This window comes from Niallia endozanthoxylica (assembly GCF_008710145.1).
Classification (GTDB): domain Bacteria; phylum Bacillota; class Bacilli; order Bacillales; family Cytobacillaceae; genus Bacillus_BD; species Bacillus_BD endozanthoxylica.
Genome location: NZ_VYKL01000048.1, coordinates 1 through 12,263 on the forward strand (window position 1 = coordinate 1; position 12,263 = coordinate 12,263).

The following is a 12,263-nucleotide window of genomic DNA, read 5'->3' on the forward strand; positions in this document are numbered from 1 at the left end:
TGATTAACCTCGAAAACATAAGATCCAATCGGGTGGTCACAGTGACTTGACTTTTATTTGTCGAATACATTTATTTATATAGTACAAGATTTCGACTAATTCTCTAAACGATGTCTGTTATAAAGAAATAAATGTTCTTTAAGGAGTGTTTTCAATGAATTTTGAATTCGTACTAGATGCTCTTTTTGGTAAACGAGAAATACTTCATGCAATGGAATGTTCCATTTGTGGATTTGATGAAATTTACTACATAGACGCTATGACCAATAAACAAATAGGCAGAGCTTGTAAAGAGTGCAATTTTGTCCAAAAATTTGACTTTTAGATATCATACGCGCAGTTAGTAATACTCACTAACTGCGCAACATCCCCAAAATAAGTGCAACAAAAAAAGAGCACTAGGCTCCTTTTTGCAATTGAGAATCTCGCAATTGCAGCTACTTAAAAGTTAATATAATTATGAAATTCAAAATGATAGACACTTATTCAATCATTAAAAACGTCCCAAATAAAGAGTTAAATACTAAAGAAAGACTTGCAAAACTAATAATCTCAAATTTTTTACTAAAGATCTATTCAACCTCATTAGTTTGCCTAATAGAATAGCCGACACCATAAAACACTGTTCCGATAACTGCAATGTCAAACTCAAAAGGTAATCTGTCGCCTACAAGTGTTAGCAGATATCCGGCCACAGGGAATGCTATAAAAGTTATTCTAGCAGTTAAAACCTTACTCAAATCTTTCTTCATGGTGAAAAATAATACATCCACAATAAACAAGCAAATTAGATACCATGAAACATTTCGTGGAACATCTTGTGAAACAAGATTATTCGGGTGGTCACAGTGACGGAACTTCAAAAAATTTTTAATACGAAAGGAAGAGATACTACTTGTATCCTTATCAATATTTCCCCAATTATCAATTTGTCGATCAAAGATTAACCCCTGTTGGTTGTGTAGGAAAATTTACATTAATCACATTAAATACAGGTCAAACTTTCGGAATAGTTGTAGACTCAGCTGATCCATTAGGATTTACAACTGGAAGAGTTCCACCAACAATGGCACCAACTTCATTTCCATCTAGCTCAATTGCTTCATCTATCTGTGTTTAAATTTATATCAAAAGTCATTTCCATACAGGAAATGGCTTTTAGTTCTTTTCTCTTATCTCCCCTGTACGAATGTGCATATGCTATATCTTCTTGAAATCATAAATGTGTCACTATCTATATCAATAAAGTACATGACATTAATTTCACATGTTTATGGCATCATAAAAATGATGCCATAAACATGTGGTGTCAACGACTGGTAAATTGTTTGTAAAATAACGGTACAAAAGATGGCAAAGGTGGTAAAAAACGTTGGCAGTAATTACCTTTGGCTCTGTCGCAGTAACGCACTGAAAAAAAGACCCGCTACGCTACGTAAGCAGGGTCTTTCGGCTTCTGGGTTACCTATAGATTTTTATACTTTAATAATAAAGGAGGTATTAAAGTCTTTGTAACGAACCGAAACAGTACAAATTCGGCAGGTTAAAAACATTTTAACACATCACTAATCTTAATTGTTCTTTATCGTTTAGGACTTCATCAATATCTACAGATTCGTTTATTTCACCAACAATTGAAATGTTAACTTTACGATGCGGAACCGCCTTTGGATGCATTTCTTCAATTCTTGCTTCGTATCTGCATTTCTTTTGGATGACTTCGAACATCCAACCGCTGTAAAATGCAGGAATAAAACCTAACTTCTCTCCGCCTACTGTCAAAACTGACACAGCTTTGTGATCTTTGGGATTTGTAGGATCCCAAGTGAAATCTACTGTATCACCTCTACGAAGTTGGTCAATCATACTCTCCCCGTCATAGTAACGCCATCCCGCCACAAAGAAATCTAAATAGAACTGGTTCTCTTCTACAAAGATAGGCGAAACAAATTCATAAGAATCCGTTGCTAAAATCCCCCCTGATGCACGTAATAGATCCATTTCAGTACAATCTAGTGGAAGTCCTAAGTCTTTTAGAATCGTTTGATAATCCGGTCTTCTCGAATCAGGCAATCGGCGAGCAAACGGTCCGAAAAGTTTATTAGAAGTATACACTCTATTCGTGTCTGGGAAAGCCAGATGAGGTCGATAACCATTTTCCATAGCTTCTGCTAGCTTCCTTCTATAGCCGCTCTTCTCATAGGAAAACGTATAAATTCCATCTTGATGAAGCAATCTTCCTACATGATACCGTTGACGAGTCTCAGCATTTTGCCAAATCAGCCACAGCTCAAATGGTCTTTTTCTCATACTCTCACACTCCCTTCATACCAATTCATGATCCATTCCTTACGGTACATCAAAAGCCGGACGACCCACTCTTTATCTAATTCGCTCATAATGTCGATTGAAATATCCTCAACTATTGTTATTAGCATTCCCTCATTCAGTTTATTTAACCTTGTCACAGCCGCTGCAGTTTCTTGGGGCATGTAGTTATGCAGAGTGGATAGCAATTCAAAATGCTTAGGTCTTTTTCTACCAGATAAACCAATACTTGGTTTACCTCTGTTACAAAAGCCCTCCAACATGTGATTGTCAGTCAACATTTTCTGCTTTTTATTATTTATCTCGTTAAAACCAAGGGAAGAACCATTGTCATAAATAGGAGCCAATCGATATCCTTTGGATCCGCTAAGAACTCCCCAATTATCGCAATGCCGATCATTATTAGCAATCAATGCATCAAAAACCGGTACGGCCACAAACTCCTTCTCTAAATCATATGCATTAAGGAGCTCTAGGATGTAGGGCAACTCGTAGTAGGTCAATGAATGTCGATCAAATTCCTCAAATTTTGCCAGAAACAAGTCTCCACCTTCATACAATTCTTCAGTTTTTGTTCGAAAGTTCTTCGAAATGGTACCTATAATTCCTTCATTTATGGCTAACTCCGCTTCAGCTGTATGAAATCCTAACTCAGCACCAACTTTACTCGCTACAAATTCAGCCCAATGCCCACCAGTCCCTTCGGTAGGTATCTTAAAGAGATACTTTTCAGCATGCTCAGGGTCCTTGCCAGGTTCAAATAACCAAAACTTTTTCCGTGTTCCTGAAGCTTGGCTTTTGATATCCCGTTTCCAGAGCGAAGTATCGATCATATATCATCGCTCCTTCAACTAAAGTAACTATTATCGACAAGTATATAATTTATGTTTCTTCATGTCACTTAGAAAACATGAAAAATTCTTAATCAGCATTTTAAAGAGGTAGGAGACAGGATTTGCATTTGTTTTGTGGAAACACAGGAACGCTTCCCGAAGTTTTAATGGGACTGGCCTGCAGCAAATTCCCGCTTTATCAATATTCATATATTCCAGCCATTTGGCATTATCCCAGTTGTTCCTGCATTTCTTCATTCGTACACCTAGCCAACACTTCCTCACAATACTGCCTTTCTTTTTCTCTAATCGTTCCTTTAAAGTTTTTTAATAGTACATTCCTATCCATATAAATATAAGGACAAATCGCACTGCCTTTATAATAAGAATAGCTGCTCCAAGGATAATCCTCTGGTTTTTCAACCATCTTGGCTTCAATTGGATTTAAGTGAATATAGCAGCTGACCTCAATCATCCCTTTATTGGAATCAATCACTTTGGAAAAATACCTTTTTTCAAATACATGGCCAGTCAAACAATATTTTGTATTATAATAATCGGCATATCGTTTGTTAATAAGGGACATTACTTTCCAAATGGGTTCCTTTGCTGCTCTTAATTGAAGATGATAATGGTTTGTCATCAAACAGTAGGAGGCTAATTCAAATGGGACTTTTCCATATACTTGCTGAAGGATATACAAAAAAGTCATGAAATCACCTCGATCTTTGAAAAGCGGATCCCGTCTGTTTCCGCGGCAAACAATATGATAAAAACTCGTTTGATCCCAGGTCCGTTTCTTTCTGCCCATTCTAACCGTTCACCTGCCATTTTTGATTGATCTTTTGTTCATTCCTCCTAAGCGAGATCGCTTCCCAAAGGGATTCATTTGTTATCATTTCTTCACCCTGCAGATCTGAAATGGTCCGTGCCAGCTTGAGAATTTTTACCTGTACACGATTACTAAATTGTTCCTTACTTGACCATTGCTGCAACATGATTCTTTGATTCTGGCTTAGTGGATTCTTTTCTAAAAACAAATCATTTGATGCATTAGCATTATTGATTCCTTCCCCATACCGTTCATATTGTCTATTCCGAGCAGCGATCACCCGCTTGCGAATATCTTCTGAAGTTTCTACTAACTGTGTGATATCTTTAACAATTAGTGCAGACTGAACAGAAAGCAGCAGATCAAAGCGATCCTTCATCGGTCCGGAAATACGGCTTTGATAGGCTTGGATTTGTTTGGCCGTGCATGTACAATATTTGTTTCTCGCACCAAGAAATCCGCACGGACATGGATTCATTGCACCAATTAAAATAAATCTGGACGGATAGGTTGCGGATGATGCAGCCCGGCTGATGGTTACTTTCCCTGATTCCAATGGCTGCCTAAGCATATCAATCGTCCGTTTCGGAAATTCTGGCATTTCATCAAGAAATAGCACCCCATTATGGGCCAACGATACTTCGCCTGGCTTTGGTTGATTCCCTCCACCTACTAATGAAATAGCCGATGACGAATGGTGTGGTGAACGAAATGGCGGAAGACGATACGAATCTCTCTTCTTTCCAGCAAGCTGATAAATGCTCATGACTTCAAACTGCTCATTCTGCGTTAAAAGAGGCAGGATCGATAGAAAGGTTTCTGCCAACATGCTCTTTCCGCAGCCAGGTGGTCCGCTCATCAGAACGTTATGACCGCCAGCAGCCGCAATCTCTAATGCTCTTTTCTCTTGCTTTAGTCCAATAATATCTTTGAAATCTTTTGGGTAAACAGGAATAAGTGAATCTGATGATTCTCGATGTGAGGAAGTTCTTTGTTGAAGAAAAAGGGACGTCTGTCCTGAAAAAGATTGAATCACCTCTTCGATTGTTTGAACAAACCGAAGCTCTAAACCGTCTACTTGCTGAAAAGGTAACTCGTTAATAAACGGAAGATAAAGAATTTGAAATCCTTCTTGCTTAGCTGCAATAATAGCTGGCATCATGCCTTCTACTGACTTAATCGAGCCGTCCAGTGATAAAACACCTAGAAATGCCGCTTCTTTAGGAATTTTTTCCGAAAAGTGGCCCACTTCCTTCATCATTCCGATTGCCATGGCCAAATCAAAAAGCGGGCTGTTCTTCTTTTGCTCCGCTGGGGAAAGGTTAATAATGATCCGCTTCTCCGGCAACTCGCAATCAATTGCTGCTAATGCTCCTAATACACGGTCCTTTGACTCCTTTACAGAAGCATCTGGCAATCCTACAATACTAATTCCTTCCTTCCCTTGAACCATTTGGATTTCAACTTGAACTCTATAACCTTCTATCCCTTTTAAACCAATACTTTGAATAATTGTCGCCATCTTTCATACACCTCGCTTTATAGGGAACATTTGTTCTATTAGAATAGTAACCGATTATAATAGTTTTGTCAATTACTTACAGGAATATATGTTCTGTTGAAAATCAAAAAAATATTCCTCTATGAATGAGAAAAAGGATATCAGATTTAATCTGGGGTCGTTGGTTGAAAATTACCTTAACCGTATACTTTCATCCGACTGAGCAGTAAGGGTTTTGGTGATAAATCTTCTGCTTAGAAAGAAAATGATTAGACCCTTACCGCACAATAGAGTCAAATGGTGAATGAAAGCTATATTAATCACCGATCATTAAAGAACTCGCAATCTTAAGGGAAAAGGTTACAACTTGTTATATTCTATCAATCTACAAATATCGACAAATTCCAGGTGGTGACAGGCACCCAAAACTGAAAACAAAATTATTTGCTAATGGTATCCGCGGGGATACCACTTTCATTGTTTTAATATGGTAATTTTTCCTTATAGTCAGTTTAGTATGATTGTAGGGAGAGCGATGGAGAAAAAGGTAAATGTCAATATTAAACAGCTATTACTTGAATATAATATTTCTCTGAGAGAATTATCAAGACTAACTGATATTGGTCATGACAAATTAAGTAAATTAGCAAACCAAAAGAGGCAGGGTATCCATTTTCGTCACATTGAAAAAATTGCCGAGGCGCTTAATATTGAAGATATTAGAAAAATTATTGACTTTGATAAGAATGATAGAAGGTAAATAATGACCTTTTTATAAGCAATATTTACTTTCTATCATTCCACAATCTTAAGCCATTTTAAAACTATTTTCCTTATGTCCTACTTTTCCATACGGGTGATGATTTACAAAAATCATATCTCTCTAAATCCCTTTGGACTATTGATGATTTCATTTGTGAATAAAATCACATATAAAGGAGGTTAGTATAGAAAGACAAGTACAATAGCATAACAAGCACGTGCCACAACAACCATTACCCTACGAATTGGAGGATGACACATGTTCAGTCAATACATCATTAATCGTTATACAGACGCTCTTGCCTCACATTTTCACAATGGTTATGAATACACGCAAGTCTTGGAAGGAACGGAAACGTTTCTTGTTGCTCAATCTCCAGATGATATTGTAAAAGAATCCTTTCTTCAAAATGGATCTACCCTTGAGGGCGCCATCGAATCTGCCCGCTACCATTTGAACAAAAAATACAAACTCCCTGTTGTCCTATCTGCCAAGCATCATATTGCTCTTATTCGCTGTCCAGCTGTCGATAAAACTGGTATCGTTTGGCTGGTTCATTCCCATATTCACAGCATCGAACCCGATCCTAATCATCACAACAAAACCATCGTTCATACAAATCATGGTCATTCATTCACCATTGACATGAAGTTAGACAGACTTCAGACAAGGCGCAGTCAAGCTTCATTCCTGAATTCCACTTTATTAAAAAACTCAGAGATGAACAAGGCAATGACCTTTTTCTATGACAAAGACCACGGTTTCCAACTTGTCAAAAAAACCGGGCAGCTCAATTATACATTGAAGAAAAATAACGATATAGTCAAACTAGAAACAGAATAAACATATTCTGACCATAGGATTGGAAGTAACATCAAAATGTAAACCCTTGCTTGATAGAGGAAAAGATACAAGCTTTTCCTCTTATTCTACAAATCTCGACAAATCCCGGGTGGTGACAGGCACCCAAAACTAAGAACCGTCCCCACCCATGTTTCAATACTCTATCATCCTACAAATCTCGACAAATCCCGGGTGGTGACAGGCACCCAAAACTAATTCCTTATCTGTCCTAGCATTTACTTCAACTTTTACACGGTAGCCATCCATTCCATTTAAACCAACTGGCATTACCGTTGTTCACAACTGCGCTCTAACCTTATCTTTTATTCCTCTCATTCCCCTAGAGTTCACTCGTAAAATCACCTTTCCCTTAACACGAAAAATCCTAAATCGTCAATGAAAGCTATATTACTCATTAAGGAACTCGTAATCTTAAGGGAAAAGGTTACAACTTGCTATACTCTATAAGTCTACAAATATCGACAAATTCCGAGTGGTGACAGGCACCCAAAACTATTGCCAGGGAAAGGACGTAACCATTCATTTTGGAGAACTTCAGTGTCGGCCCTCTGTTTTCCTACCGAATCTACCGGGGAATTCTATCGACCGTGGCTGGTGGCCCGGATCTTTAAGAAACGGATTTCATTTCAACATGCTATATAGCAACGTTCAAATTGAAATGGGCCCTAAAGCGAAAGAAAATTCACTCCAATTTATTAAGGATAAGACATTTATCAACTTACAATTCCTTCATGACCTTTTGGGTACAGTACTTTATATTCACGATAACGGAAGCCCACCCATTCGCTTTCAATTCAATCCCGATTCCATGCAACTTATCTTTGGAATTCAAGAGGTTGTAGAGCAAAAGGACAAAAGAATTGTACTTAAGGCATGGGACGGGGAAGAAACGTTACAATCTCAAATGTTTGATTTAGTTGATAATCAATTTTGCATGTGGAAATTGCCTTTCTACCCTACCAAAATCGGCTACCAATTATATGAAATAATAGATCAACAATGGAAATTAGTAAAACAGCATTCTTCCTATTTAATCCATCGTATTCATATCAATATGGACATTACAGTCGGTAAACTTGTTGTGAAAAAGGGGGATGAAACGGAAGAACATGACATCACCATTCGTCAAGAACCAATTAAAACAGGGTCTTCTTCCTCCGAACAACCTTGGATTGACGCAGAAAGACAGCGATTAAAAATCAATAAAGGCGTTGAGATTCGGCAACTAGGAAGCCTGTTCCTCCCTTATAAAGGGGGCTCCTCCCACCAGGAAAGCTGGCAATTAATCGTGAATGAGTTACTTAAAAAGGCTGAACAACGCATTTGGATATGGGATCCTTTTTTAGATGAAAGTATACTTGATGAACTTTTTGTTCTAGGATTAAAAAAACAAACCCTTGATATCAAATTATTATTAAGTGAATTTGAAGGGGAAAAAACAGGTGAGGATAAGCAAGTTAAAAGACAAGATGATGATTCAATAGAAGTGAAAAATAGCTCCTTTCCACGTTGTACCGCTATCAATAACTATTTTGCGGAAAGAAATGAATCACTAGAAGCCTTGAAACGTTTCGAAGTTCGGAATTGGTATCGTTCAGGAAAGCACACGTTTCATGACCGCTTCATCATCATTGACGATTTTGTATGGAGTATTGGTTCTTCATTGAAAGACATCGGTAATTACCACACGACTATTTATCGTCTAGAAGGAGATTTACCTGAACAAGTTATCGAGGAATTTAAAAATGGCTGGGAAGGTCATTTTGGACATATGAAACCACGTGGATTATTCATCTTTCCAGACTGGCGGCTTATACCAAAGGGGGAGCAAAATGAGTGAGACTTACTACCGACAATTCCTTCATATAATCTCAAGAGATACGGATCAACCTGGTAAAATTGAAAGACTGAACAAAGATGAAATTTCTAAATTAGTTACTTTTATAAAAAGCTTAGATTATAACGAATCAAATAACCTTGTATCTTTAGCTTCCTTCCTTCATTATGGACAAATGACTGGAGGGGAACAGTTTATAGATGCATTCGATGTGGAGCAAGCTTGGAAATTAGAAGTTGTGTCCCAATTAACAGAGAAGCTTCACTCCCTTTCCTCCCATACTGGTAGAGCATATGAACGGGACAAGGAGCGGGAATGGAGACTGCAAACCTATCAGGAACTCACCAATCCAGTTAAAGGTTTTGACGCATATTTTACTTATCAGCCAAGCATGCTGCTATTTGAAACAGAACGATTCTTGCACGAGCTGATATGCTATATGCTAGATTCGATCGCACTAATAGATCCAAAAACCTTTACAAATCTTTGTCAGAAGGAACAAAATCCATTGTGGTCATTAAGATGGGTTCAACGGTTGGACAATTTCACTAGTGACATAATCCTGAATAAAGAGGTTTTTGAAGGATTGCCAATCGGACACCAAGGAATCCTATCAGCCTATTTATGGGATCAATGTTTAATGAAGAAGGAAAAGGAATGTCGCGAAACAACAAACAAGTTGCTTCTCTTCCACATGCAACTGCCTAGGTCTTTCTTCTTGTCAATGGTGGCGAGAATTCTTTCAAATATTACAAATAATCATTTCTCTACCCTAAATCATATTGAAAAAATCAAAAAAAGTGAGCGACAACTGGAAACTCTGCTTACTCTAGCTGCAAAACAGTTTGTAAATCTTCCATTACTGACTGAAGCGGAGGTCAATCAATTTGTCGATAATTTCTACAATCCAGTTAATCAGGAAGTGATATGGGCTTGCCTTACACTTGTTAAGAAAGTGGAAAATGATTGCACATACGAATATCCAATCAAGAACACTCGAAAAATTCGACAAACAATCATCAATAGCTACCCTTCTTATTGGAAAACAAAAGGTAACCATACTCGGTATTCTTTCAGCGAAGATTTAACCATAAATTTAGTAGAAGAATTAGCTATTGCTATAAACGCATGCTACCAAGAGCAATCCTTCGACCTACTTGACCAATTCAAAGACATACCCGACCTTTTCGACTTATTTTACTTAAGGGATGCTCACGAATATGGCCAGTTAATTGAATCTAAAAGACTTCTATTAGTTCATGCCTATTTAGCCTGCCAACTTTTGACTATACGTGGGGAGCAAAAAGAAATTCCAAAGGAAAAGTGGGATGGCTTTTTTGATTTTGTTCTTCATTTTACGGAATTAGATTCAAAGGAACACTCCCCTATGGACCAAAAGATTAGAACTGCTGTTTTTACTGCTACTGGATCTCTATTCGCTGTATATGGATACCCAGATACCTTTAATAAATGGCTTAGGTTGATTCATGATCCCTTTGATTATCTTGCCATAATAAAGAGTGGTATTGAGCTCGAAAAAAAGGATGAGATATTTGCTTTAATTGAAAATAGGTTTCCCTTATATGTTCAATTGCTACGGTCAAAGGATCTTTTAGAATTAGGCTATGAGATATACTCAGAAAAGAACTTTACATTAGCGGCAAAAATATTAAGCCACATTCAAATAAAATCATTTAATGCTGATCAAATGTCCTACTGGAAGCGGCTTACATCTACAGCATATCTTAATGCTGCATTTGAATCTAAAAATATCTCTACACAAATCCAAAACCTTAAAGCTGCATTACAATTTAGCCGACAAAAGGTGGACCATTCATACAATCCCTATATGAAGGAAAATCAAGCTGTAACCGTGCAAATCATTGGGTGGCTTTTCGATCGCAATGAGGCCTCATACTCAGAACTATTAAATGCCTACAACTTAATTGCTTTGCAACCTTGGAAAATCGAAAGTGGAGCACTACATTCAGAAGATTACTATGTTAGCAGCTTAATTTTAGTACGACTATTATCTGCATCAGAGAAACCTGAACCTTATCATTTAGAACAAATGGAAGTAGCCATAGAAAGAATGTCGGACTTACCGGGACATCAACTCACCCAGGAACTCCTACGAAGCTGGTATGCACTGTTTACTGGAAAAGATATGGAACGGACAATGATTATGATGGAACAAGAAAAAATTAAAGCTTCTAAACAATGGCTTCCTAGGGCATTGCAAACATTTTTCGAGGAGATCATCAATGGAGACATTTAATGATTTAATTTTTTCCGCACCGCCAATATTATCACCAAAAGACCACTTTGGTGAACATCATCCAGCTATATATGAAATCTATGTACAACCCGATAAATTATCAATATTTATTTGGAATGAACAAAGGTTGATAGGAAGCTATAGTCGTCCCGTTCATCATGTTGAGGAACATATGGGAATGTGGAGCAGTTACCTGCGGTCAACATTTGATCACTATCACCATACACGAAAATCATTAAATGAAGATGGTGATTTGAATTTTCTTAGTAGTACCATTACCAATATCGGCAAACAAATCTGGCATTTTATTCACAATGATTCGAAAGTCACCGAAATGTGGACTAGGTTTATAGAGTTATCCCGTCAAAGCATTAGACCGGGGGTAATTATGTTAAGGGGAAAAGACGTAGCGACATGGCCAATTGAATGCATGGCTGGAATGAAAGAGGAAGAACTGGATCATCAGCAACTATCTGTCATTAAGTTCACAGGAAAAGAACATAATCAAAGGAACTGGCCAATATGGCTTCAAACGAATTTACCAAAAGAAATTGTTTTCTTAACAGGACCAAATCCACCGCATCCCCAGCAACTAGATAAATTGGATGTGGAACAGGAAGTAAAATATATGTATAAAACGCTGTTTCCTGATGATTCAGAAGACGACTACAAAGGTTTTAAACTTTATGGAGAAAGAACGGCAAATAATCCTTCTTCTTTTAGAATGCACTATCTTCCAGATAATGCAAAACTTGAGGATATTAAAAATATTATCTCGTCCATTACAGAGCCCTATCTCTTCATCTTCTCGGGACATGGGCTTCATACGAAAAGCTCTACGATTGACGGCGAATTATACTGGCCACAATTAGTTGCAAACAAAAGAAACGATTATATTGCACATGAACAATTAATGTTACTGACAAAGTATTATGTCCGGAAATTGACGGTCTTAGTTGTCCGCATTCTGCTGGATATTTTTCCTAAAAAAGGGAAGCTGTTTATAATCATCAAGCTTCCCTGATCT

The 12,263-nt window shown here is 37.5% G+C and carries 11 protein-coding genes; 7 read left to right on the forward strand and 4 right to left on the reverse strand.

Annotated features, from left to right (window positions below):
- Positions 1–154: 154 nt before the first annotated feature.
- Positions 155–325, forward strand: a complete 171-nt coding sequence (locus tag F4V44_RS24345) for an acyltransferase (RefSeq protein WP_150442605.1) — start codon at positions 155–157, stop codon at positions 323–325.
- Positions 326–895: 570 nt separating this feature from the next.
- On the forward strand, positions 896–1,120 hold the full coding sequence (locus tag F4V44_RS24350) for a hypothetical protein (RefSeq protein WP_150442606.1): 225 nt from the start codon (positions 896–898) through the stop codon (positions 1,118–1,120).
- 434 nt (positions 1,121–1,554) lie between these two features.
- Here F4V44_RS24350 and F4V44_RS24355 read toward each other — a convergent pair whose 3' ends face one another.
- The 4 genes from F4V44_RS24355 to F4V44_RS24370 form a co-directional block, all read right to left on the reverse strand.
- Entirely contained in the window at positions 1,555–2,310 is a 756-nt protein-coding gene (locus tag F4V44_RS24355; protein ID WP_150442607.1) for an HIRAN domain-containing protein, read from the reverse strand.
- Positions 2,307–3,161, reverse strand: a complete 855-nt coding sequence (locus F4V44_RS24360; RefSeq protein WP_150442608.1) for a HipA domain-containing protein — start codon at positions 3,159–3,161, stop codon at positions 2,307–2,309. The genes F4V44_RS24355 and F4V44_RS24360 overlap by 4 nt, the downstream gene beginning before the upstream one ends.
- A 229-nt stretch (positions 3,162–3,390) precedes the next feature.
- Positions 3,391–3,972, reverse strand: coding sequence for a transposase (locus F4V44_RS24365; RefSeq protein ID WP_150442609.1), 582 nt, complete (start codon positions 3,970–3,972; stop codon positions 3,391–3,393).
- A gap of 1 nt (position 3,973) precedes the next feature.
- Positions 3,974–5,515, reverse strand: a complete 1,542-nt coding sequence (locus F4V44_RS24370; protein WP_150442610.1) for a YifB family Mg chelatase-like AAA ATPase — start codon at positions 5,513–5,515, stop codon at positions 3,974–3,976.
- A 514-nt stretch (positions 5,516–6,029) separates the two neighbouring features.
- Here F4V44_RS24370 and F4V44_RS24375 point away from each other — a divergent pair.
- The 5 genes from F4V44_RS24375 to F4V44_RS24395 all read left to right on the forward strand — a co-directional run bounded on the left by F4V44_RS24375 (position 6,030) and on the right by F4V44_RS24395 (position 12,260).
- On the forward strand, positions 6,030–6,254 hold the full coding sequence (locus F4V44_RS24375; RefSeq protein ID WP_150442611.1) for a helix-turn-helix domain-containing protein: 225 nt from the start codon (positions 6,030–6,032) through the stop codon (positions 6,252–6,254).
- 261 nt (positions 6,255–6,515) lie between these two features.
- Positions 6,516–7,100, forward strand: a complete 585-nt coding sequence (locus F4V44_RS24380) for a competence protein ComK (protein ID WP_150442612.1) — start codon at positions 6,516–6,518, stop codon at positions 7,098–7,100.
- A gap of 652 nt (positions 7,101–7,752) precedes the next feature.
- Positions 7,753–8,961 carry a VPA1262 family N-terminal domain-containing protein gene (locus F4V44_RS24385; RefSeq protein WP_150442613.1) on the forward strand — a complete coding sequence of 403 codons (1,209 nt, stop codon included), beginning with the start codon at positions 7,753–7,755 and terminating at the stop codon, positions 8,959–8,961.
- Complete coding sequence (locus F4V44_RS24390; RefSeq protein ID WP_150442614.1) at positions 8,954–11,236, forward strand: hypothetical protein; 2,283 nt, start codon at positions 8,954–8,956, stop codon at positions 11,234–11,236. Before F4V44_RS24385 ends, F4V44_RS24390 begins: the two co-directional genes overlap by 8 nt.
- A complete protein-coding gene (locus F4V44_RS24395) occupies positions 11,223–12,260 on the forward strand; it encodes a hypothetical protein (protein WP_150442615.1) in 1,038 nt (345 codons plus the stop codon). Before F4V44_RS24390 ends, F4V44_RS24395 begins: the two co-directional genes overlap by 14 nt.
- Positions 12,261–12,263 lie beyond the last annotated feature (3 nt).